This is a genomic window from Wenyingzhuangia fucanilytica (assembly GCF_001697185.1).
GTDB lineage: Bacteria > Bacteroidota > Bacteroidia > Flavobacteriales > Flavobacteriaceae > Wenyingzhuangia > Wenyingzhuangia fucanilytica.
Genome location: NZ_CP014224.1, coordinates 3,223,465 through 3,248,413, shown reverse-complemented (window position 1 = coordinate 3,248,413; position 24,949 = coordinate 3,223,465). Strand labels below are relative to the sequence as shown.

Sequence of the window (24,949 nt, the reverse complement as noted above, 5' to 3'; positions counted from 1 at the left end):
AAGAAATAATTACATCAACTTTGTAAAATATATTTTGACACGATGATGGAAAAAAGTAAAATTTCAGATCCGTTTGAAAAAGCGAGAGTAGAAAAAGGATATGGAAACATGGATGATCAAAACGATCCTGTTACTATTTTATTAAGACATAAGGATGTTAGAAAAACAGCTCATAACTGGAAAACCTTTCAGTCAGGAGGTGATGAAGTTGGACGTATTGTGATTCCATCAGAAGTAGCAATTAGAGATACAAGACAAATTCCTTTTGAGGTAGATCCTCCATTACACAAAGAGTTTAGAAATTTGTTAGATGGATGGTTTAAAAGACCAAATGGAGAAGAATATCAAGCAAAATTAGCAGCTCAAATAGAAACTCTGGTCAATGAAGTTTTAAATAAAGACGAAGTTGAGGTAGTAAGAGATTTTTCTTTAAAACTGCAGTCTAGAGCTTTAACCTTATTATTAAATACTCCTTTTTCAGAATCAGAAACGTGGATTTCTTGGGGAACACATGTGTTTAGAAGCGAGGGGGAAAGTTTAGATGCAGACAAAGCCAATGTTTTATACAATTACATTGATGAAAAAATAATAGAAGCTTCTAAAAATCCAGGAGAAGACTTGTATTCGGTACTACTAAATTCTGAAGTTAATGGTAACAAATTAACACACGAAGAGGTAAAAGGAATCATGATTTTAACTTTTGCAGGAGGTAGAGATACTGTTATCAATGCGTTAACAAACTCAATCGCTTATTTTGCAGAGCATCCTAAATCTTTACAGGCCATTAAAGAAAATCCAGAAATGATTAACAATGCTGTAGAAGAGTTGATTCGTTATTTTGCTCCATTAACACATATGGGTAGAGTGGTTACAGAAGATACTCAGGTTTGCGAACATGCTGTAAAAGCAAATACAAGAGTTTCTTTATGTTGGGCATCTGCAAACAGAGACGCAACTGTTTTTGAAAATCCAAACGAAGTAGATTTTAACAGAAAAATGAATCCACATGTAAGTTTTGGATTTGGAACACATAATTGTTTGGGAGCTACTCATGCACGTCAGATTATGAGAACTTTATTAGAAATTTTAGCGAACAAAGTGGCTACAATTGATATTGTAGATACAGATGAAAATATTGAAGAATTGGGTGAATTTAACCGAAAAGTAGGATACAATTCAATCACTGTAAAATTTAATAAATACTAAAACTAACAAGAATATTATAAAAGAAAAATTATGGCAAAAATAACTTTTATTACTAGCGATAATGAGAAAGTAACTTTAGAAGGAACTTCTGGAAATGTAATGCAATTAGCAGTAAACAATGGGGTAAGTGGAATTGATGGAGATTGTGGAGGTGTATGTTCTTGTGCTACTTGTCACGTATTTGTAGCAGCATCAGACATGGAAAAAGTAGGGGTAGCTAGCGAAATAGAAACAGATATGTTAGAACTAGCAGATGATGCAAATGAATTTAGTCGTTTGTGTTGTCAAATAGAAATTTCTGAAGCCATTGATGGAGTAGAATTAACCGTTGCTAAATAATTAATTTAATCATGTCAAACACCAAAATATGCGTTGTTATTGGCGCGAGCCATGCTGGAGTAAATTTTGCGTTTTCTTTGCGTAAAGAAGGTTGGCAAGGGGATATTATTTTGTTTGATAAAGACAACACAACTCCTTACCATAGACCGCCCTTATCTAAAAAATATTTAGAGCTAGAAGATAGTATTCAGAATAATTTTTTAAAACCTATTGAAAGTTACGAGAAAGAAAATATTTCTTTGGCATTAGGACTAGGAGTTGCTCGTGTTGATAAAGAAAACAAAGTATTGGTTTTAGAGGATGGAACTTCTCAAAATTATGATGTATTGGTATTTGCCACAGGAGCTAGGGCTTTTGTGCCTCCAATTAAAGGAATTAATGAGGCTAATAATATTTTTACCCTACGTAATGCCAATGATGTAGCTAACATTCGCCAAGCTTTTCATGCCAGTCAAGAAAAGAAAATTGTGGTAATTGGAGGTGGATATATTGGTTTAGAAACTGCTGCATCATTAAAAAAATTGGGAGCTGATGTTACTGTTTTGGAGCGAGAAGAAAGAGTTTTAGCACGTGTAACAACTCCTTATTTATCAGAATTTTTCACCAAACTTCATCAAGCCAATAATGTTGAAATTTGTGTAAACAAAGGAGTTACAGAAATTAAAACAGAGAACCATCAAAATACTGTTGTTTGTTCCGATGGTTCAACCTACAAAGCAGATATGGTTATTGTTGGGGTAGGAATAAAAGTAAATACAGAATTGGCTTCTGAAATTGGGTTGACCATTAACAATGGAATTGAAGTTGACACCACTGCAAAAACATCAGAAGAAGGAATCTATGCTATTGGAGATTGTAGTTATCACTATAACACAATGTATAATACTTATGTGCGATTAGAATCTGTTCAAAATGCCGTAGATCAAGCAAAAGTAGCTGCTGCAAATATTTGTGAAAAACCAACGGTTTATAATGCCATACCTTGGTTTTGGTCCGATCAATATGATGTGAAATTGCAAATTGTAGGATTGTCGCAAGGTTTTGATAATACCGTAGTAAGAAAAGAAGAAGATAAAAAGTTTTCTATTTGGTATTTTAAAGGAGAACAATTGTTGGCGGTAGATGCTGTTAACAATGCAAAAGCATATGTGTTTGCTACCAAATACATCAAAACAAAAACAATTATAGATAAAGATAAATTAGTCAATCCAGAAATAGATTTAAAGTCTATAGTAGTGAACTAGTAAAAATTAAGTTAGATGAGCGTAATTGAATGTAAAGCAGCCATTTCTATTGGTGACGGAAAATTTACAATTGAAAATATTAAGGTACAACAACCTAAAAAAGATGAGGTTTTAGTAAAAATGAAAGCTTCTGGTTTGTGTCATACAGATCACGATTCGTTAACTTGGGGAATGCCAATTGTTTTAGGTCATGAAGGAGCTGGAATTGTTGAGGCAATTGGTGAAGATGTAGAAAATGTAAAGATTGGTGATGAAGTAATTTTAAACTGGGCAACGCCTTGTTACACTTGTTTTCAATGTCAAGAGGGAAATCAACATATTTGTGAAAGCAATTCTCCTGTAATTGCCAACCATGCTGGTAAATTACCTGGCGGACATGTGGCCATAGAAGGAACTACGTGGAACGAAAAGCCTATTGAGCGCTCTTTTAATATTGGAACTTTATCAGAATATACTTTGGTTCGTTCATCAGCAGTAGTAAAAAAACGTAGTGAAAAACTATCTTTTGAGTCTGCCTCTATTGTTTGTTGTGGAGTGATGACTGGTTGTGGATCTGTTTTTAATACAGCTAACGTAACTCTGGGTAGTTCGGTAGTGGTATTGGGAACTGGTGGTGTTGGTTTAAACGTTATTCAGGCTGCTAGAATATCTGGTGCTGCCAAAATTATAGCCATAGACATCAATGAAAATCGATTAAAAATGGCTCAAGATTTTGGTGCTACGGATGTGATTTTAGCTGATAAAAATGACAAAGGTTTGATGCAAGCTGCCGAAATTGTAAAAGCAATGACCGATGGAAGAGGTGCCGATTTTGCTTTTGAATGTACTGCTGTACCTGCTTTAGGAGTTGCTCCTTTGGCCATGATACGAAATGCAGGAACTGCCGTTCAGGTAAGTGGTATTGAAGAAGAAATTACCGTAGACATGCGTTTGTTTGAGTGGGATAAAAAATACATCAATCCTTTGTATGGAGCTGCTAGGCCAGAGGTAGATTTTCCTAAACTAGAGGCATTGTATGACAAAGGAGATTTGATGTTAGACGAAATGATTACCAACACTTATACACTAGATAATTTACAACAAGCTTTTGATGATATGTTAAGTGGTAAGAATGCAAAAGGGGTGATTACTTTTAATTAAAAGGAAGCCAACTACTATATACGCTGTAGATCTTAAAAAATAATAAATTTTGAAATCCTAATTCATGAAAAAATATACAACCATTTTTATACTTATTTGTTCTATTAATATTGTGATGGCTCAAAGTAGAACAGTAGAATTGTTAAAAAATTGGAAGTTTTCTCAATATGATTATGGAGCTGCTTTTCAAGAAAATTTTGATGATGCAGATTGGGAGCAAGTAACCATACCACACGATTGGGCGGTTAAAGGAGATTTTGATTTTGCCAATGATTTGCAATTAACCATGGTGGTGCAAGATGGAGAATCTAAACCAAAATACAGAGCAGGTAGAAGTGGAGCTTTGCCGTATGTGGGTATTGGGTGGTATAGAACTCATTATCAAATGTCATCAGCAGCGTTAAAAGAAAAGGTTCAATTACTTTTTGATGGAGCCATGAGTAATGCAAAAGTTTATGTAAACGAGCAATATGTTGGCGAAAGACCTTTTGGATACATTTCTTTTTATTTTGATATTACACCGTTTTTAAAAGAAGGAAATAATAGTATTGCAGTAAGGTTAGAGAATTTTAACAGTCAATCACGTTGGTATCCCGGAGCAGGTTTGTACAGAAAAGTATCGGTAATTAAAACCAATAAAACACATGTAAAAACTTGGGGAACTTTTGTAACAACTCCAGTAATTACTAAAAGAAAAGCCATTGCAAAGTTGAATTTAGAGTTGTTAGGAAATGGAGATTATACGGTTAAAAATCAAATTTTTAATGCAAAAGGGAAAGAAGTTAGCTCCACAGAAAAACAAGTTAATATCCAGGGAAATACTTTGTTAAACGAGGAGTTTAAAATTTCTAGACCCGATTTGTGGAGTTTAGAACACCCAAATTTGTATCAACTTAAAACGACTATTTTACAAGGAAAAAAAGAAATTGACACGTATGTAACCACTTTTGGAATTAGAAATATACGTTTTGAAGTAGATGGATTTTATTTAAATGATAAAAAAATAAAATTCCAAGGAGTAAACATGCATCACGATTTAGGACCTACTGGAGCAGCATTTCATAAAGAATTGTTTTTAAGACAAATGTTAAAAATGAAAGAAATGGGGGTAAATGCTATTCGTTTTTCTCATAACCCACCAGCACCAGAAGCTCTAGAAATTTGTGATTCTTTAGGTTTATTAGCTATTGACGAAGCTTTTGATGAGTGGCAAATAGGAAAAGTTACAAATGGTTATGCAACACATTTTGACAAGTGGGCAAAAACTGATTTAACAGACATGATTTTAAGAGATAGAAATCATCCAAGTGTAATTATGTGGAGTATAGGAAATGAAATTATGGAGCAATATCACCATGATCCTAATCATATCACCAAATATTTGCACGACATTGTTAAATCTGTAGACACTACCAGAGCTACCACAGCAGGGTTTAATTTATCTAAAGGAGCTTTAGAAAGTGGTATGGCAGAAGTGGTAGATGTAGCTGCTTTTAATTATAAGCCTGGGATTTATGGGGCTATTCGTAAAAAATATCCAAACTTAAAGTTTTATGCTAGTGAAACAGGAGGTTCTGTAAGTGTTCGTAATAGCTATAAGTTTCCTGTTGTTTTTGATACTTTAAAAAATAAGAGAGGAAACTCTTTACATACACATGTATACGCTGATGGAGATCCAGGAAATTTTGAAACCACTAATGTACCTTGGGGATATCCTCCATTTAAAGAATTTGCAGCACAAGAAAAAAACAAAACGGTTTATGGAGAGTTTGTTTGGACAGGTTATGATTATTTAGGAGAGCCATCACCTTATCACAATGCAAAATCAAGAAGTTCTTATTTTGCTCCTGTTGATTTTGTTGGTTTGGAAAAAGATAAATACTATTTATATCAAACACAATGGAGAAAAGACAAAGACGTACTTCACTTTTTCCCGCATTGGACATGGCCGGCATTAAAAGTAAAATCATTTCCTGTAGTTTGTTATACGTCTTATGAAAAAGCAGAATTGTTTGTAAACGGAAAAAGTTATGGGATTAGAACTAAAAAACCGTTAAAAGAATTAAGCTTTGAAAGCAATACTATTGATGTTCCAGCATCAGGTGGTGGAAATTGGGATTTATTAAAAGCTTATGCTATTGTTTGGGACGATGTGATATATGAGCCTGGAGAAGTAAAAATTGTGGCTTATAACAAGAGAAATAAAAAGGTAGCAGAGGTAAAAAGAGTTACAGCAGGGGCTCCAGATCATATTGTTATTGAGCCAGAAATAAAAACCATTAAAGAAGGAGAAGTAGGGGTATATGTAGTTTCTGTGGTAGATAAAAATGGAAATTTATGTCCTCATTTTAATGACAATATGGATATTGAAGTAAGTGGAGCTGCCACATTTTTAGCTTCTGGAAATGGAGATCCTACCAATATGCAAAATTTGTCTAAGCCTAAAAGAAAGTTTTTTAATGGTCAGGCAGTTATTTTTGTGCAATCAACTCAAAAAGGAAAAGTGATTTTAAAAACATCAACCCAAAAGTTACAAGCAACAAATACAGTACTAAAGATACGTTAAAAATGGCATCTAAATTTAGAACAACAGAAATATCAGACCCAAGGTTTGAATCGGATAATCTTAGGTTTATTACCGTAAAAACATCAAACTTAAAAGGACGAGGAGACATTTGTTTATTTGTTCCTAAGGTAGAATTATCAGAAAATACCCCTTTGGTTGTTTTGTTACATGGTGTGTATGGTAGTGCATGGATTTGGTCTCAAAAGGCAGGCGTACATAGAACGGCTCAAAAAATGATGGAATCCAAAGAAATTAAACCGATGATTATTGCCATGCCTTCTGATGGTTTGTGGGGAGATGGATCTGCTTATTTGCCACACAATACTTTAAATTTTGAAGCATGGATTGCAGAGGATGTAATTGCTGCGGTAAAAGAGAATATAGCTGAGGTAACAAATAACTCTCCTGTTTATATTTCGGGACTTTCTATGGGAGGCTATGGAGCGTTAAGAATAGGGGCAAAGTATCCACAGATATTTAAAGGAATATCAGGACATAGCTCTATTACCGATTTACCACAAATGGAGTTGTTTGTAGAAGAAGGTTTAGAAAATTATAAGCAAGAAGATGTAAACAACGAATCTGTTATAAGTTTTATGCAAAAAAATAAAACCATTTTACCTCCTTTTAGATTTGATTGTGGAAAAGACGATGAATTGATTGAGCACAACAGAGTTTTGCATGAACAATTAAAAACAGCTAATATTCCACATATTTATGAAGAGTTTTTAGGAAAACACGAATGGGTATATTGGGAAACACATATAAAAGATACGTTGAGGTTTTTTAATCAATTGTAAACAAACAAAAAAGAGCTGATTTTTAATGTCAGCTCTTTTTTGTTTTAATAACCTATTTTGGTTCTTACTCTTTGTAAAACTTCATCAGCAATAGCTCCGGCTTTTTTTGCTCCAATAGCTAAGGCTTTATCTACTTCTTCTAAATTTTCCATGTAGTAGTTATACTTGGCACGTTGTTCAGAGAATTTATCAACTAACAATTCGTAAAAAGCTTGTTTAGCATGTCCGTATCCGTAGTTACCACCTTCGTAATTAGCTCTCATTTCTGCAATTTGCTCGTCTGAAGCTAATATTTTGTACAAGGCAAATAAATTACAAGTATCAGGATTTTTAGGTTCCTCTAAAGGCGTACTATCCGTTTCTATTTTCATGACTTGCTTGCGCAATTTTTTATCATCTTGAAAAATATCAATAATATTTCCTTGAGATTTACTCATTTTACCACCATTGGTTCCTGGAACGTATTTGCTAGATTCCTGAATTTTAGCTTCAGGTAACACAAAAGTTTCTCCCATTTGATGATTAAATCTACTAGCAACATCTCTAGTAATTTCTAAATGTTGCAATTGATCTTTTCCTACAGGTACAATTTCTGCATCGTATAACAAAATATCGGCTGCCATTAGCATAGGATAATCAAATAAACCAGCGTTTACATCTTCTAATCTATCTGCTTTGTCTTTAAAAGAATGCGCAAGTGTTAATCTTTGATATGGAAAAAAACAATTTAAGTACCAAGTTAACTCTGTAGTCTGTGGTACATCACTTTGTCTGTAAAAAACCGTTTTATTAATATCTAGTCCAAAAGCTAACCAAGCTGCAGCTGTGCTATATGTGTTTTGTTTTAATGTTTCGCTGTTTTTAATTTGCGTTAAAGAATGCAAATTTGCGATAAACAAAAAAGATTCGTTTTCAGGATTGTTTGCCATTTCAATAGCAGGGATAATTGCTCCTAATAAGTTTCCTAAATGAGGAGTCCCAGTACTTTGTACGCCTGTTAAAATTCTTGCCATTTCCTCTAAAAAATAATGTTTGGCACAAAAGTACACTTTCATAAAAATATATACAGTAAAGCTTGTAATTTATTTGCAAATGAGTTGACTTAACAATTGTTAGTACTACTTGTTTTTTGTATATTATATAGAAATATTTGAAATGGATTTTAAGGTGACATATTATGAGCCACTAGAGGAAAAATGGAACGTATGGTCTCACGCCATCGGATTTTTTCTCAGCCTTATTATGTTTCCTTTTTTGATGTATAAAGCCATTGCATCTAATAGTGGAGCAGCTATTTTAAGTTATGCTATTTATGGAATTAGTATGATGGTTTTGTATGCAGCTTCTACTTTGTATCACAGTGCAATTAATCAAAAAGTAAGATATTATCTTAATATTTTAGATCATTCAGCAGTATACGTTTTAATAGCAGGTTCTTATGCTCCAATTTCTTTGGTGGTGTTAGAAGGAAAAATTGGATGGTTGGTTTTTGGAATTTCGTGGTTGGTGGCTATTTTGGGAATTGTGTTTAAAATTTATTTTATAGGTAGATATAAAGTAATATCAGTATTATCTTATGTTTTTATGGGCTGGATTATCTTATTCTTTTTAAAATCTTTAATTCAGAATCTACCTCTTTGGGGACAACGTTGGTTGTTGTGGGGAGGGATTTTTTACTCCATAGGGGCGTATTTTTACGCGGCCAATAAAATAAAATACAACCACGCTATTTTTCACATTTTGGTGTTATTAGGTAGTTTGTGTCATTTTATTGTAATTTATTATCACACCATAAAATAATTACCAATTTTTATATGGGTTTTTACTTAATTGTGAGTTGTAATATTTTACTTCTCCTGTAACTTCTTTTCCTAACCAATCAGGTTTTTCAAAAACTTCATTTTCTGAGGTTAATTCAACTTCGGCAACAATTAATCCTTTGTTATCTCCATCAAAAACATCAACTTCAAAAGTATGTTGATTTAATTTTACCAAATATCTTGTCTTGCTGATTACTCCAGGTTCACAAATGGCTAATAATTGAGTGGCTTCTGTTACCAAAATTTCTTTTTCCCATTCAAAACGAGTGGTTCCACTTTCGTTAGAAGCTCCTTTAATGGTTAAAAAACCCTTGTTGTTTTTTATTCTAACCCTTACTGCTCTGTCTTTGTTAGAATTTAAGTAACCTTGTTCAATTCGATTGCTATCATAACTAGTTTTTATAAAGCTTAAATTATTTACTAAAAACTTACGTTCAATTTCTGTATAATTCATGTTGCTTAATCAATATTAGTTTGTTTATTATGTTTTACATTTGTTACATTACCAAATTATAAGTAATGAAGAAAATGAGATATTTATTTGCTTTCCTATTTTGTTTTACAAATTTAGTTTTTGCCCAAAGAGATTATTCTAATCAATGGCAAGATTTATATTCATATAATAACGTTAAAGATTTTACAATAGTAGGAAATAAATTGTATGCTATATCAAATAATGCAATGTTTGTATATGATATTGAGACTGATGATACTCAAAAATTTTCTTCAGTAAACGGTTTGTCGGGAACAACAACTTCAAGTATTTCTTTTGACGATATATCATCAAATATTATCATAGGTTATGAAAATGGATTAATTGAACTTATTTCTGATGATAATGTGGTAGTTCCATTAACGGGAATAAGAGATAACCTTATTTTGGTTGATAAAATTGTTAAAGGAGTATATAGCGCTCAAAATCAATCATATGTTTTTGGGGATTTTGGAATTGTTGAGTTAGATATAGCAAATTTTGAGTTTGGAGATACTTATAAATTGAGTAATTCAAGTAGTTCTTATTCAGTAAACCAAATCGCAATAGAGAATAATACTCTTTATGCTGCAACAAACAATGGTTTATATAAAATAGATTTAAGCTTAAATCCAATAATTTTTAATAATTGGACACAAGTAACTTCTGGTAACATAACCGGTTTACTAAATTTAAATGGCGAGGTTTATTTTACAAAAGGATCTAGTGTTTTTGAAATAACAAATCCTACAACAAGTGTTATAAGCGAATCTAATAATATTTTAAACATAAATTTTAATCCATCATCAAGTGAATTAATCATTACCATGTCTAATTTGGTAACTTTATATGAAACTTCAACTTTTACAAAAACAGACCAAGTAAATTTATCTTCAGCAGCGAACTATAATTTTACAACTACAAAAGCAATTATTAGTAATAATGAAGTTTATGTAAATACAACCAATTTTGGGATTTTAAATACGCCATTAACTGATAAGGTAAATTATACAGAATTACACCCTGATGGTCCTTCTGCAAATGATATTTTTAGCATTACTGTAAGTAATGGTCAAAAATGGATTTCTTATGGAGGTTTTAATCCATCTTATAATGGGTTAAACCGATATAGAGGTGTCGATTATTTTGTAAATGGAACATGGAATTATTTAAAAAATAATGAAATTGGTAGTAAAAAAGACTATTTAAAGATAATTGTTGATCCTTTTGATAGTTCTAGGGTTTTAATTGCGAGTATTAGAGACGGAGTTACAGAGTTAAATGATTTTAATTTCGTTAAACGATGGGTAAAAAATAATACTAATAATATTTTACCAGGACACTATATTTCTGGAGAGGCTTTTGTTGGAAATATGATTATTGATAAAAATAATATGATATGGACAGCAAATTCTAGTGCAGTAGATAATAAGTTTTTTTCAAGGTATAATGGTGAAAAAAATGATGTTGATAGATGGGAAACAAAAATTACATTTCCTGATATTGGTGGTAGTGAAGGGTTTGTTAGAGGGTTTAATAAAATGTATGTAGATCGTAATAATAATGTTTATGCAGCTACTGCAAGAACAGGGCTGTTTGTTTTTAATGCCGATCCAGTTTCTGACGAAAGTAAAAGAGAAATAACAGTTTTAAATGATCAAGCAAATAAAGGACAGTTAAAATCTAATTATGTTTTTTCTGTGGTTGCTGATGAAAACGATAGAGTTTGGATTGGAACTGGTCTAGGATTAGTTGTGTTTGATGATTATGATAATTTGTATAGTGCTACAAAAAGACCCGCTAATACACTTATTATTGAAGAAAACGGTGCGGCTAGAGAATTGTTGGCAGACACTCAAGTAAATGATATTATTATAGATTTAGCAGGTAATAAATGGTTTGCTACCCAAGGAGCGGGAGTTATACAAACTTCTTCGGATGGACAAACAACTTATAATATTTTTAATACATCAAACTCACCATTACCTGATAATATAGTAATAGATTTAGAGTTAGATGAAATTACAGGGGAAATTTATATGGTCACTGAAAAAGGAATGTTGTCCTATAATAGTAAAAACGAACCTTTTGGAACTAGTATTACTCCTATCATTGCTTATCCTAACCCTGCAATTAGAAATCAAGTTGGACATGAAAATATTACGATTGTAGCCAAAGATGGAAACGGTATTCCTGATGGTACTAACGTAAAAATAATGGATGTGTCTGGTAAGTTGGTTTACGAAACTAATGTAAACCAATCTAATCAATCTTTTGGAGGTAAAATTGTTTGGAACAAAACAAACCTAAGAGGAAACCCTGTTGTATCTGGAGTGTACATTGTTTTGTTGTCAAAAGCAGATGGTTCAGAAAGTACAACAACTAAAATTGCCATTGTAAATTAATGCAAGTTAACACCAAAGCAATTGTTATTAGTGCTGTTAAGTATGGTGATAGTAGTCTTATTGTAAAGTGCTACACTCATCAAGACGGCTTAAAATCGTATTTGTTACAAGGTATTTTAAAAAGAAAAAAAGGAAAGGTCAATAAGTCTTTGTTTTTTCCATTATCTATCCTTCAAATAAATGCTTCTCATAATAATAAAGGAAGTTTAAACAGTATATCAGAAGCAAGAGTATTACATCCTTTTTTAACACTTCACGTAGATTTAATTAAACAGTCTATTGTCTTTTTTGTATCAGAATTTTTAAGTTCAATCATCAGCGAAGAGGAAGGAGAGAATGAAGTTTTATTTGATTTTTTAGAAAACACCATCGTTTGGTTAGATCATCATAATCATGTTGCAAATTTCCATCTCGTGTTTTTAATTCAGCTAACAAAATGTTTAGGATTTTATCCAGATACTTCTCATCAAGAAAAAGGTTACTTTTTTGATTTAAGTGAAGGGAAGTATGTAAATAGAAATGGAGCAAATGTTATTCAAGGTGAAGCTTTAAGTCTTTTCAATCAAGCGTTGGGCATAAAATTTGATGAACTAGAAACAAGGTTGTTTAGTAAAAATCAAAGAGCAATTGTTTTAGATATTTTATTAAAATATTACCAATTACATTTATCATCTTTTAGAAGACCAAAGTCTTTAGAGATCCTTTCAAAAATTCTTGAATAATGCTTCGATTGTTAATTGTTTTATGTTGTTTTTCTATCAGCTCTTTTGCACAACAAATTAGGGTAGTAGATGCTTATACACAAAAAGAAATTGAAGGTGTTGAGATTGAAGAGAGTACCACAAAGAATAAAAAGATAACCAACAAATTTGGTCTAGCTTTTTTTAAGGGTCTTAAGCCAGAAACAGTACTGAGTTTTGAGCATCAAAATTATGATCATTTAGAAATAACTTATGGTACTTATGATGGAACCATTTTTTTAGAACCAACCTCCGAAGGTTTAGAAAGTGTGGTGTTATCCGTTTCAAGGGCTGCAGAAAAAAAACAAAGTATTCCGGAGCATATAGAAATTCTTGCTAGAAAGGATATTGATTATATTTCTCCACAAACTTCGGCAGATTTATTAGGAAATATTCCAGGAATTAGAGTGCAAAAATCACAATTTGGAGGAGGTTCTCCCGTAATAAGAGGAATGGAATCTAATAGAGTGTTATTGGTGGTAGATGGGGTGAGAATGAACAATGCGATTTATAGAAATGGCCATTTGCAAAATTCAATATCAGTAAGTCCTTTTGCTTTAGAAAGGACCGAAGTTGTTTTTGGACCAGCCTCTGTAAGTTATGGTTCTGATGCCTTAGGAGGAGTTGTTCATTACTATACCAAAAACTTAAACTACAGTAAAAATATTAGTTTTAAAAATCAAGTTTTTTATAGACATAGTACTGTAAATAATGAACATAGTACTAGTTTTAGTAGTCAAGTTTCTCATCAAAAATGGGCTTCGCTTACCAATGTTTCTTATAGTAGTTTTGGAGATTTAAGAATGGGAAAAAATAGAACTCATGGTTATCAAGATTGGGGAAAGGTTTATCAATATTCAAAAAACACCGATGATTACTACGAGGATACTAGTACAACTAATCCAAATCCAAATATTCAAAAAAACACAGGATATCATCAGTTAGATATATTACAAAAATTGATGTTGCCTTTACATCAAAATATAGATTTAGTCATCAATGGTCAGTTTAGTACAACCAATGATATTCCAAATTTTGGAAAATTAAACGATTATAAAAATGGCGATTTAAAATTTGCAGAGTGGTATTATGGGCCTCAACAAAGGTTATTAGTGTCTGCTCAAACTAAGTTTAAAGATTATAAATCTTTTCTAAAAAATGGAGCCATTACTTTGGCTTATCAAAATATTTTAGAATCTAGAATTAATAGAGATTTTGGTTCTTTAGATAGAACTTCTCGTTTTGAAGAGGTTGATGTCTACTCTTTAAATAGCGATTTTTTTATTCCTGTAGGAACATCAAAAAGAAATAAATTATTCTATGGATTAGAATTGGTTCATAATGATGTTAATTCAACAGCAAAGGGAGAAACTTTGTCTTTTTCGGGAAATAAAATTACTGGAGTAGCAAGTCATTTCAACGCAGATACTCGTTATCCCGATGGAGGTAGCACCTATAGTAGTGCTGCGGTTTATACATCATATAGACAAGAGTTAAGTAAAAAACACATTATTGATGCTGGAGTAAGGTTAACTTCAACGGTGTTAACGGCAGATTGGAATCAAAATGTATCTATTAACATTCCTAATAATGAGTTAAGATTAAACAATACTGCTTTAACAGGTTCTTTAGGATATATTTTTAAACCGTATCCTACAGATAAAATAAGTGTAGTATTGTCTAAAGGTTTTAGAGCTCCTAATGTTGATGATGTAGGTAAAATTAGGTCTAAGTCGGGTAAATTAACAGTTCCTAATACAAGTTTAGATCCAGAACATTTATATAGTGCAGAAATTGGTTTTGTTAAAAATATGCCTGTTCATAAAATTTATTTTGATAGCAATGTTTACTACACTTTGTTAGAAAATTATATTGGTAGAGCTCCATCATCTGAATTCGGAACTTCTATTACTTATGATGGAGAAAATTTTGAAAATGAAAATATTTTAGCCAATACCAATATTGGTAAAGCAGCTATTTATGGAGCTACTATTAGCGCTAGTTGGGAGTTTTTAAAGGATATAAAAACAAACGGAGGAGTTACTTACACAAAAGGAATTTCTTATGAAAGTGATGAACCTTTATCTTCTATTCCACCTTTATTTGGAAACTTATCATTGGGAATGTATAAAAAATTGTTTGATGTGGCTTTGGATTATCGTTTTTCTATGGCTAAAAAATTAAAGGATTATAATTTAACCGAAGGGATTGATAATATTGATGAAACACCTAATGAAGAAGGTACACCAAGTTGGAGTTTGTTAAATTTTAATAGTAATTACCACTTTAGTAAAAATTTGAGAATACAATTTCAAATTCAAAATATTTTAGATGCTCATTATAAAGAATTTGCCTCTTCTATTAGCGCTCCAGGAAGAAATTTCTCTGCTGCAGTAGCATATTCATTTTAAAAGTAAGTTTGTAAACACTTGTTTGCTTATTTTTGCACTCTATGAAATTCACTTTAGGTAAGAATCAAAAATTAAAAAGTAGAAAAGCAATTGCTCAATTGTTTATAGAGGGACAGTCTGCCAAGAGTTTTCCTTTAAAAATGATTTATTTACCAATGGATAAAAATGAAAATCCAGAAATTAAAGTGGCTTTTTCTGTTCCTAAAAGAAATTTTAAACATGCGGTGGATAGAAATAGAATCAAAAGGTTGTTAAGAGAAGCCTACAGATTACATCAACATGAATTTTTTGAAGGAAACAATAAAACCTACAACATTATGTTTATTTACATGGGTAATAAAATGCCTAATTATGTTGAGGTTGAGTCTAAGTTAAAAAAACTCTTCTTAAAGTTTAAATCTTCGCTTCCTGCTACAGAATTTTAAGCAGAATTCTTATCTTCCATCATTATGGAACACAAAGAAAAAATACTGGCTCAAAAGTCTAAAAGAGCTATAGAAACCATGTACATAACCATGTTGCACCTTTTTAACAGAGGGCATTATAAACCTATGGGAATGTCTGGTTCATCACTAAGAAAAGCATTGTTAGAGCTAGAACCAGAAATTTATGGTTCTATATCAGATCCCAAAAAGTTTGAATTACAAGGATTGTTATATGTTTTAGATAGATTACCCGAAGGAATAGAAAGTTGTCGATTTATTAATTTAACTGCAACCGAAGGTTTAGACGAAGGTCATTTTACTAGAATAGTTCCTCCAAAAAGAAGACGAAATTGTTATAGAATTGATGGAGAACAGATGAATATTGAAATTACTCGTGGTAGATCTGATATTTATGATGTTTTAACTCATTTAACTTTTATGTACTTAGAATCTCACAAGCTATTAAACAGAATGTTTGTGGGGTATAAAAACGAAATTTCTCATGAGTGGGAAAAACTGCAAGAATTAGTGCTTTCTAAGGATGAAATTACTCAAGAAGATAGAGAAGTGTTATTTGTTTACTTGTCTAATTTATTGAGTAGAAGTTTTGATGAGGTTAAAAGTGTTTACAAGCAGTTATCAACCAAAAAAAATCCAGATAAATTTTTTAAAATTATTTATGGTTTAGGAACCCTAGCTGCACAAGAAAAAGTAAACAATCAATATAGATTAATTCGCTTTAGCGATGGTTTGATAGATCAAGTAGGAAAGCATATATACGGTAATATTTGGGCAAGAAATATTAAAAATGTACTTTTTAATAAAGGTATGTTAGGCAGACCTATCCATATTATTAGCTCTAATATGCATTCTGTTTTAAATGTTTTATACGCCAAAAAAGCATTAAACTATAAAAGCGAAGATGTTTTTATGCTGTATAAGCAATTGAGTGAAGTAAAAAGCAAAGCAGAAAGAGATAAAGTGTTGCAATACGCTTTAAAAAATGGACTAACAGAAGTGAATGATACTTCTGGAGCTAATATTGATGTTCAAATTATTGATACATCTTTTATTAATCAAAGTAGTAAAGAAAAGGCTCCGGTAATTATTGTAATGGACTATGCTTTTGGAGAACAAGCCTATGAAACCATGGATGAATTGTTAAAACCATACAATCACGGTTTAGAGGATGAAATAAAGTTAGATGTGGAATCTGTTTCTATTATGGGGAAAGCCGGAATTTTGTTTGGAGACAAGGGAGATGTTATGATTCCTACTGCACATATTTTAGAAGGAACGGCTGATAATTATTTTTTTACTAATGAATTGAACGAAAATCAATTCAAAAAATTAAATTTGAATACTTTTACAGGAAATATGGTTACGGTGTTAGGAACATCATTACAAAACAAATCTATTCTTAACTATTTTAAAAGTACTAGTTGGAATACTGTTGGGTTAGAAATGGAAGGGGCTCATTATCAAAAAGCCATTCAAATTGCCTCCCAAGTAAGAAACCATATATCTAAAAAAGTAAAAGTAAGGTATGCTTATTATGCATCGGATAATCCATTACACTCAGGAAGTACATTAGCTTCTGGTGGATTGGGAATGAAAGGTGTTAAACCAACATATGCCATTACAGAAGCTATTTTGGGGCAAATTTTTAATTATTAACACGTATTCATGTTAAAACGAATATTTGATATTCTATTTTCTTTAATTGTTGTAGCAACTATTTTAATTTGGTTAATACCTTTAATTGCTATTTTAATTTTAATCACCACAGGTGAAAAACCTTTCTTTTTTCAACAAAGAGTGGGGAAACAGGGAAAGCTTTTTAATATTTTTAAATTAAGAACGATGAAGGGTTACCCTCCTGTGAATGATCCTTTATTATCGGCAGAAGAAACAGTTAGGATTACTAAAATGGGAAAGTTTCTTCGTAAGTATAGAATTGATGAATTTCCACAGTTTATTAATGTGTTAATTGGTGATATGAGTATTGTGGGGCCAAGACCCGAAAGACAACAGTTTTTAGACAATATTATTAAAGAAATCCCTAATTATGCCGATTTGCAATGTTTAAAACCTGGAATTACATCACTTGGTCAAATACGTTTTGGTTATGCCGATACATTTGCTCAAATGAAAATTAGAGCTAGGTACGATTTAGTTTATTTAGATAACCTATCTTTGTGGACTGATATTAAAATCATCTTATATACCATAGTAGTGGTTATTAAAGGAAAAGGTAAATAAATTATGAATATTCTTATTTTAGGTTCTGGAGGTAGAGAACACGCATTTGCAAAAAAGTTAGTTGAAAGTAAAAAATTGTCTAAGTTATTTTTAGCACCAGGAAACGCTGGTACTGCTAAAATAGCAAACAATATTGCCATAGATCCAACTGATTTTCCAGCGGTTAAAAAAGCCGTTTTAGAAAACAACATCAACATGGTGGTAGTTGGGCCAGAAGCTCCTTTAGTTGCTGGGGTTCACGATTTTTTCTTAGCTGATGAAGATTTAAAAGATATTCCTGTTATTGGACCTAAAAAAGATGGAGCAGAATTAGAAGGTTCTAAAGAATTTTCTAAAAAATTCATGTTTAAACATGGAGTTCCTACTGCAAAATACGAAGCTTTTACAAAAGATACAGTTGCCGAGGGACAAGCGTTTTTAGAAACGTTAAAACCACCATTTGTATTAAAAGCAGATGGTTTGGCCGCGGGTAAAGGAGTGTTGATTATTGACAACTTACAAGAGGCTAAAGAGGAATTAGCAGATATGTTAACCAACGAAAAATTTGGTGTAGCATCTTCTAAAGTAGTGATTGAAGAATATTTAGACGGAATTGAATTATCTGTTTTTGTTTTAACTGATGGAAAAGGATACAAAGTATTGCCATCGGCTAAAGATTATAAAAGAATTGGAGAAGGAGATACTGGTTTAAACACAGGGGGTATGGGAGCTATTTCTCCAGTACCATTTGCTGATGAAGCGTTTATTAAAAAAGTTGAAGATAGAGTGGTTAAACCTACTGTAGAAGGTTTACAAAAAGATGGTATAGATTACCGTGGATTTATCTTTATCGGATTGATGAACATTGGTGGAGATCCTTATGTAATTGAATACAATGTACGTATGGGAGATCCAGAAACCGAAGCTGTTTTACCACGTATTACTTCTGATTTGTTAGATTTATTTGAAGGAGTAGCTAATCAAACCTTAGAATCTAAATCTTATGAAGTAGATCCTAGAACAGCAACAACTGTTGTTGTGGTGGCTGGTGGTTATCCAGAAGCTTATGGAAAAGGAGATGTAATTACAGGAACAGAAAACGAAGAAGAGTCTATTGTTTATCATGCAGGAACTACTGTAAAAGATGGAGAAATTGTTACAAACGGAGGTCGTGTTTTAGCGGTTACTTCTTTTGGAGATGATATTCCTTCTGCTTTGGCAAAATCTTACAGAACTATTGATAAAATTTCTTTTGATAAAATGAATTATAGAAAAGACATCGGTTTTGATTTGATGTAATTTTTATAATTAATAATATTTTAAAATCGCTTTGTTTATTGGTTAGACAAAGCGATTTTGTAGTTTCTAAAAGATTCTTTCTAGCTACTTTTCTTACTTTTAAGCATGTCAAATAAAATAGTTTCTAAAAAAATAATAGTAGCTCCTTTAAACTGGGGTTGGGGACACGCAAGTCGTTGCATTCCTATTATTAGAGAAATTATCAATTTAGATTATGTACCTGTAATTGCATCAGATGGAGCTGCTTTGGCTTTTTTGCAAAAAGAATTTCCAACACTAGAATATATAGCGTTGCCTTCTTATGGTATTAAATACGGAAAAAGTTTTAGCTTATCAATGTGTTTAAACTTACCTAAAATACTTGCTGGAATTATTAGAGAGCATTCAGTTATTAAACAATACATCTCTTTAAATAAAAAGGAAATAGTTGGAATAATATCAGATAATAGATTAGGGATTTATCATCCTCAAATTTCATCGGTTTATATTACTCATCAATTAAATATTAAAGCGGGATTTTTTTCTAAATGGGTAAATAAAGCGCATCATTATTTCATTAAAAAACATAAAGAATGTTGGGTTCCTGATGTAGAAAGTAGTTTGTTTTCGGGAGATTTATCAAAAAACACATCAAATTTAACTGTTCAATATATTGGAATTTTATCTAGGTTTAAAAAACAAAATATTCCAATTAAATACAATTTATTGGTCTTGTTGTCTGGGGTAGAAGGGCAAAGAAAAGCTTTGGAAGATTTAATGTATAATGAATTAAAACATTTTAAAGGAAAGGTGTTGTTGGTAAGAGGGAGTTTAAAAGCTTCTGATAGGGTTTTTCCGCCCAATGTTGAGGTAGTTGATTATTTGTTGTCTAATGAGTTACAAACAGCTATTAACGCTTCTGAGCAAGTGATATCAAGATCGGGTTATAGTACGGTGATGGATTTGTTGATCTTAGAAAAATCGGCATTTTATATTCCGACTCCAGGGCAAACCGAACAAGAGTATTTGGCTGAGTATTTAAGAGAAAAAGAGATGGCCAATTCTAGTTGTGAAAAGGATTTTAAGATAGCATTATTAAGCAAAAAAAATGTTGAGGTATCTTTTAAAAAGAGTCCTCAACATCATATTTCTGTTTATTTAAAAAATGCTTTTAAGCTTTCTCAAGTGTAAAGTAAAAAGTTGATCCTTGACCAACAGTACTTGTTACATCGATAGTTTGTTCGTGGGCCTCTATAATGTGTTTAACAATAGCCAAACCAAGACCAGAACCTCCTTGATCTCTAGATCTACTTTTATCTACTCTATAAAAGCGTTCAAATAATCTAGGAACATCTGCTTCTGCAACCCCTTCACCGTTGTCGGTAACTTTAACAATTAATTTGTCTTCATCTTCATAGTCAACAGAAACAATAGTAGTTCCTCCAACTTTTCCGTACTTAATGGAGTTCATTACCAGGTTAATTAAAACCTGTTCCATTTTAGTTTCATCAGCCAAAACAAATTCAGGAATATCATAGAACTTATCTAAAGTAAGTTTAATGTTTTTCTTTTTGGCTTGCATTTCTAGTAAATCAAAAACTTTTTGGATGACTTTAAGAATATTAAAAGTATCCATTTTTAGTTTTAAACCATTGGTTTCTAGTTTTGTGATTAAGTCTAGATCACTAACAATTTCGCTAAGTCTTTCAATAGCAAGATTGGCTCTTTTTAAATACTTTTCTCTAATTTCTCTGTTTTCGGCAGCTCCTTCAATTAAAGTTAGTAAGTAACCCTGTACGGTAAATAAAGGTGTTTTTAGTTCGTGAGCAACGTTTCCTAAAAAATCACGTCTGTAATTTTCACGATAGTTTAACTTGCTAATTTCTCTTTTCTTTTTGTACGAGTATTTTAAAATGTCTCTTGCTAAAAAATCAAATTCATCAGCATTAACATTAATTCTAGAAATTCTTCTTTTTTTTAGAGAGTTTACTTGGTTGTAAATTTTATCAATTCTGTAATTAATATAATTATTTATACCACTATTTAATATTATAGAAAGCAATATAAATAGTATTCCAGAAAAAAGAAGCAGTGCGTTAATGTTAACCTTTTCTAATGTATTATACATAAAAAAGATAATGGCAGCATTAATGCAAGCAACAAGTACAAAAGAGAGGAGAATAGAAAAAAGTAAAAAGTTTTTAATTTTCATGTAAAATAAACTTATATCCTACACCCTTAACGGTTTTAAAGTAATCGTCACCAATTTTTTCGCGTAGTTTTCTAATATGTACATCAATAGTTCTGTCTCCTACAACTACATCGCTACCCCAAACTTTTTTCATGATAGATTCTCTATTGAAAACTTTACCTGGTTTAGATGTTAATAAAGAAAAAAGTTCAAATTCTTTTCTAGGCAATACAATTTTATCACCATCTTTAATAATTAGGTATTCATCACGGTCTATGGTAATTCCTCCTAATTCAGTACTATTATTACTTCCTTCTTCTTTAACTCTTCTTAATAAAGATTTAATCTTACTAATAAGTAATTTTGGCTTAATAGGCTTGGTAATATAGTCATCTGCTCCAGCATCAAACCCAGCAACTTGGCTATAATCTTCACCTCTAGCAGTAAAAAAAGAAATGATTACATCTCCTAAATCAGGAATTTCTCTAATTTTTTCGCAAGCTTCAACACCATCCATTCCGGGCATCATTACATCTAATAAAATTAAATGAGGTTGTATTTTTTTTGCCTGATTTACAGCTTCTAAACCATTTTCGGCAGTGTAAATATCATATCCTTCTTTTTTAAGATTATAACCAACAATTTCTAAGATGTCTGGTTCGTCATCTACTAAAAGTATTTTAATTTGATTTGTTTCCATTTTTTTGTTCTTATTCTGTGCAAAATTACTGTTTTACAAGATACAAAAGAGTTTGTTAACAATCATTTAACAGTAAGCTTTACTTAACCTAATATTGGGTTGTTGTTAACAATAGTTTAACATAAAGGTAATGATATATTGCACGTTTTAAGGCATTATTTATAGACTTTTGCACCGCTTTTAAACAAATATAGCATTGATAATGAGAAATTTATTAGTTACATTTTTTACTTTGGTGAGTGTATTAACAGTTGCACAATCAAAAGGAACCATTTCAGGAAAAATTCAAGATCAGGATATGGGCTTAGAGCCTTTACCTTTTGTTAGTGTTTATGATAGTACAAACAATAGCGTTGGTACTACTTCAGACTTTGATGGAAATTACTCCATTCAATTAACAGCAGGAGTGCATACTCTTGTTTTTGATTTTGTTGGGTACGAAACTGTAAAAAAACAAGTTACCGTAAAAGCAGGAGCTACACAAAACATTACTATCGTAATGAAATCTGTTGCCGATGCCTTAGATGCAGTAGTTTTAACCGCTGTTATCAATAAAGAGAGTGAAGAGGCTTTAATGGAAGTGCAAAAAGATGCTGTTGAAATTGTAACAGCAATTGGAGCAGAAGAACTTTCTAAAAAAGGAGTTGGAGATGTTGCAACGGCTGTTACAAAGGCTGCTGGGGTTACTAAACAAGAAGGGGGTTCTGGAAGTATTTTTGTAAGAGGTTTAGGAGATAGATATAATGTTACTACTTTAAATGGATTACCATTACCATCAAACAATCCATCAAACAAAAACATAAGTCTTGATATTTTTTCTACAGATATCGTTGAATATGTTGGGATAAGCAAAACTTTTGAATCTCAAAATTATGCAGACTTTGGGGGAGCAAATATTAATATTAATGCAAAGAAATTCTCAGGAACTCCATATGCTAAAATAGGTTTAGGATTAGGAGCTAACAGTAATGTAATAGGTTTGGATAATTTTTATTTACAAGATGGTCCAAGTTATTTTGGATTTAAAACTGTAGAAAGACCATCTAATCCTTTATCTCCGAATTACTCAACTAGTTGGGATAGACAAACAAGAAAAAACACATTGAATAATAGTGTTTCTTTATCTGGTGGAAAGAAATTTGATTTGGGAGAAGCGGGTAAAATAAACGCTTTTATTACAGGTTCATTCGATGCAGATAATAAATATGTAGAAGGAGTGAGTAGAGGTAATATTAGTGCACAAGGTTTTATCAATTCTGATTTTAATAAAAAATCGTATAAATATGGTACCAATACTACTGTTATGGGAACAGCAGATTATAAAATTAACCAACAGAATTCAATTTTATTTACTACGTTGTTTTTAAATTCAACATCTCAAGAATATAGTGAGTATGAAGGAACAAATCAAGATTTTGATGGAGGTGTAAATAGTACAGATTTTAGTGGGTTCATTAAAAGAGGTACATTTGATAAAACTCAGTTAATCGTTAATCAATTAGTAGGTAAACATAACTTAAATGAAAAGTTAGATATTGATTGGGCTGTTGGATACAGTCTCTTAAACAATGTTATTCCGGATCGTATGCAAAATACTTTCGTTCCTTCTAGAGATGGTTCAGATAACTATACTTTTTATGTGAATTCGTCTATTCATAATCATAGATTCTTTCAGGATTTAAACGAAAATGAATTTTCAACGAATCTTTCAGCATCATATAAATTTGCTAGTGATGAGGAAGATTATAAAGGGAAATTCACAGTAGGGTATTCAGGGAGGTTTAAATCAATAGATTTTGTGTCAAATCAGTATTCATTTTTTCCTAAAGAAAATAAATTTAATTTTTCAAAACAAGACATACATAATGTAGATTCTTTTTTTAATCCATCTATGTTTAACGGAAGTGATGTAGTAAGAGCAATTAATAACTCATACGAGGGGTCACTTTTTGTAAACTCATTGTTTTTAAGTTTACAATACAAATTAACGCCTAGGTTAACAACTATATTGGGTACTAGAATAGAATCAGTTAGTCAGTTAATTGATTATAAAACTTCATTGCAGCCAGCAGGAGATAGTTCAGATTTTACAGCATTAAAAGTTTTACCAAGTTTAATTTCAAAATTTAAATTAAATGATAAACAAAATTTAAAACTAGCTTTTAGTCAAACATATACTTTACCACAGTTTAAGGAAAAAGTAAAAATGTTGTTCGAGGAAGTTAACCAAGCATATATTGGAAATCCAGATTTATATGAGTCTACAAATTACAACTTAGATTTAGGGTGGGAATTATTTCCAGGAAATGGTGAATTAGTTTCTGTAACAACTTTTGGAAAAATCATTCAAAACCCAATTAATGCGGTGTTTATTAGTCCATCAACAGATATTAGTTATGTGAATAGTGGAGATGTTGCAAAAGCCATTGGGGTAGAATTTGAATTAAGAAAAAATCTTTTTGTTGTAGAAAACGAAGATTTGTTACAAACAAAATTATCATTCGGATTAAATGCATCATATATATATCATGATCAAGAATTAGATTCTGAAAAAGTAAAGAGAGAAAATGAAATTTCTGCTGATTTTACATTTGAGAACTCTAGACTTGCAGGAGCTTCTGATGTTTTAGCAAATGCAGATGTTAGTTTTTTTAGAGAGATTTCAGAAAACAAGGATTTAACAGCAACACTTTCATATGGGTATTTCTCAGATAAACTAGCCGTTTTAGGTACTTCTAATAGAGGGAACTTAGTTGATAAATCAATTAATCAATTAGATTTTATATTAAAATCTAATCTTTCGGAGAAACTTAAAGTTGGACTATCGATAAAAAACATATTAAATCCAGTTTATAAGAGAGAACAAGTGCAAAGTGATGTACCAGGTAGTATTGTAGATGATATATTGGTTAGTTCATATAAAACAGGAACAAGTTTTAGTTTGTCGTTAGGGTATACTTTTTAATGACTT

Annotated in this window: 20 protein-coding genes; 16 read left to right on the top strand and 4 right to left on the bottom strand. The window is 31.5% G+C overall.

Annotated features, from left to right (window positions below):
- Window positions 1–45: 45 nt before the first annotated feature.
- The 6 genes from AXE80_RS13430 to AXE80_RS13405 all read left to right on the top strand — a co-directional run bounded on the left by AXE80_RS13430 (window position 46) and on the right by AXE80_RS13405 (window position 7,295).
- The gene (locus AXE80_RS13430; RefSeq protein WP_068828225.1) at window positions 46–1,206 is read left to right on the top strand and encodes a cytochrome P450; all 1,161 of its coding nucleotides are present in this window, start codon (window positions 46–48) and stop codon (window positions 1,204–1,206) included.
- Window positions 1,207–1,236: 30 nt separating this feature from the next.
- Window positions 1,237–1,545 (top strand): 2Fe-2S iron-sulfur cluster-binding protein, encoded by a 309-nt coding sequence (locus AXE80_RS13425; RefSeq protein WP_068828223.1) that lies wholly within the window; start codon window positions 1,237–1,239, stop codon window positions 1,543–1,545.
- 11 nt (window positions 1,546–1,556) lie between these two features.
- Entirely contained in the window at window positions 1,557–2,789 is a 1,233-nt protein-coding gene (locus AXE80_RS13420) for an NAD(P)/FAD-dependent oxidoreductase (protein WP_068828220.1), read from the top strand.
- Window positions 2,790–2,804: 15 nt separating this feature from the next.
- Window positions 2,805–3,929: an alcohol dehydrogenase catalytic domain-containing protein gene (locus AXE80_RS13415; protein WP_068828218.1), complete on the top strand. Its 1,125-nt coding sequence runs from the start codon at window positions 2,805–2,807 to the stop codon at window positions 3,927–3,929.
- Between the two features lie 64 nt (window positions 3,930–3,993).
- Window positions 3,994–6,495: a glycoside hydrolase family 2 TIM barrel-domain containing protein gene (locus AXE80_RS13410; protein ID WP_068828216.1), complete on the top strand. Its 2,502-nt coding sequence runs from the start codon at window positions 3,994–3,996 to the stop codon at window positions 6,493–6,495.
- Window positions 6,496–6,497: 2 nt separating this feature from the next.
- Window positions 6,498–7,295 (top strand): alpha/beta hydrolase, encoded by a 798-nt coding sequence (locus AXE80_RS13405; protein ID WP_068828214.1) that lies wholly within the window; start codon window positions 6,498–6,500, stop codon window positions 7,293–7,295.
- 44 nt (window positions 7,296–7,339) lie between these two features.
- On the opposite strand, the gene trpS is transcribed toward AXE80_RS13405, so the two are convergent.
- The gene (gene trpS, locus AXE80_RS13400; protein WP_068828923.1) at window positions 7,340–8,308 is read right to left on the bottom strand and encodes a tryptophan--tRNA ligase; all 969 of its coding nucleotides are present in this window, start codon (window positions 8,306–8,308) and stop codon (window positions 7,340–7,342) included.
- 142 nt (window positions 8,309–8,450) lie between these two features.
- On the opposite strand from trpS, the gene trhA reads away from it, so the two are divergent.
- Window positions 8,451–9,095 carry a PAQR family membrane homeostasis protein TrhA gene (trhA, locus tag AXE80_RS13395; protein WP_068828212.1) on the top strand — a complete coding sequence of 215 codons (645 nt, stop codon included), beginning with the start codon at window positions 8,451–8,453 and terminating at the stop codon, window positions 9,093–9,095.
- Here trhA and AXE80_RS13390 read toward each other — a convergent pair whose 3' ends face one another.
- Window positions 9,096–9,569, bottom strand: coding sequence for a CYTH domain-containing protein (locus AXE80_RS13390; RefSeq protein WP_068828210.1), 474 nt, complete (start codon window positions 9,567–9,569; stop codon window positions 9,096–9,098).
- A gap of 65 nt (window positions 9,570–9,634) precedes the next feature.
- Between AXE80_RS13390 and porZ the strand changes: the two genes are divergently transcribed.
- From porZ to AXE80_RS13350, 8 genes are all read left to right on the top strand, one after another.
- Entirely contained in the window at window positions 9,635–11,992 is a 2,358-nt protein-coding gene (porZ, locus tag AXE80_RS13385; RefSeq protein WP_157359409.1) for a type IX secretion system anionic LPS delivery protein PorZ, read from the top strand.
- On the top strand, window positions 11,992–12,714 hold the full coding sequence (recO, locus tag AXE80_RS13380) for a DNA repair protein RecO (RefSeq protein WP_068828206.1): 723 nt from the start codon (window positions 11,992–11,994) through the stop codon (window positions 12,712–12,714). Before porZ ends, recO begins: the two co-directional genes overlap by 1 nt.
- On the top strand, window positions 12,714–15,143 hold the full coding sequence (locus tag AXE80_RS13375; RefSeq protein ID WP_068828203.1) for a TonB-dependent receptor plug domain-containing protein: 2,430 nt from the start codon (window positions 12,714–12,716) through the stop codon (window positions 15,141–15,143). The genes recO and AXE80_RS13375 overlap by 1 nt, the downstream gene beginning before the upstream one ends.
- 41 nt (window positions 15,144–15,184) lie before the next feature.
- Entirely contained in the window at window positions 15,185–15,568 is a 384-nt protein-coding gene (gene rnpA / locus AXE80_RS13370; RefSeq protein WP_068828201.1) for a ribonuclease P protein component, read from the top strand.
- Window positions 15,569–15,592: 24 nt separating this feature from the next.
- Window positions 15,593–17,245 carry a DUF6909 family protein gene (locus AXE80_RS13365; RefSeq protein WP_068828199.1) on the top strand — a complete coding sequence of 551 codons (1,653 nt, stop codon included), beginning with the start codon at window positions 15,593–15,595 and terminating at the stop codon, window positions 17,243–17,245.
- Window positions 17,246–17,254: 9 nt separating this feature from the next.
- Window positions 17,255–17,830 carry a sugar transferase gene (locus AXE80_RS13360; RefSeq protein ID WP_068828197.1) on the top strand — a complete coding sequence of 192 codons (576 nt, stop codon included), beginning with the start codon at window positions 17,255–17,257 and terminating at the stop codon, window positions 17,828–17,830.
- A 3-nt stretch (window positions 17,831–17,833) separates the two neighbouring features.
- The gene (purD, locus tag AXE80_RS13355; protein ID WP_068828195.1) at window positions 17,834–19,108 is read left to right on the top strand and encodes a phosphoribosylamine--glycine ligase; all 1,275 of its coding nucleotides are present in this window, start codon (window positions 17,834–17,836) and stop codon (window positions 19,106–19,108) included.
- A 105-nt stretch (window positions 19,109–19,213) separates the two neighbouring features.
- Window positions 19,214–20,278, top strand: coding sequence for a glycosyltransferase (locus tag AXE80_RS13350; protein WP_068828193.1), 1,065 nt, complete (start codon window positions 19,214–19,216; stop codon window positions 20,276–20,278).
- Here AXE80_RS13350 and AXE80_RS13345 read toward each other — a convergent pair.
- Window positions 20,259–21,215 (bottom strand): sensor histidine kinase, encoded by a 957-nt coding sequence (locus tag AXE80_RS13345; RefSeq protein ID WP_237340614.1) that lies wholly within the window; start codon window positions 21,213–21,215, stop codon window positions 20,259–20,261. The genes AXE80_RS13350 and AXE80_RS13345 overlap by 20 nt on opposite strands.
- Window positions 21,216–21,288: 73 nt before the next feature.
- Window positions 21,289–21,978 carry a response regulator transcription factor gene (locus AXE80_RS13340; protein WP_068828189.1) on the bottom strand — a complete coding sequence of 230 codons (690 nt, stop codon included), beginning with the start codon at window positions 21,976–21,978 and terminating at the stop codon, window positions 21,289–21,291.
- Window positions 21,979–22,180: 202 nt separating this feature from the next.
- Here AXE80_RS13340 and AXE80_RS13335 point away from each other — a divergent pair, with 202 nt between their 5' ends.
- Entirely contained in the window at window positions 22,181–24,943 is a 2,763-nt protein-coding gene (locus tag AXE80_RS13335; protein WP_068828187.1) for a TonB-dependent receptor, read from the top strand.
- Window positions 24,944–24,949 lie beyond the last annotated feature (6 nt).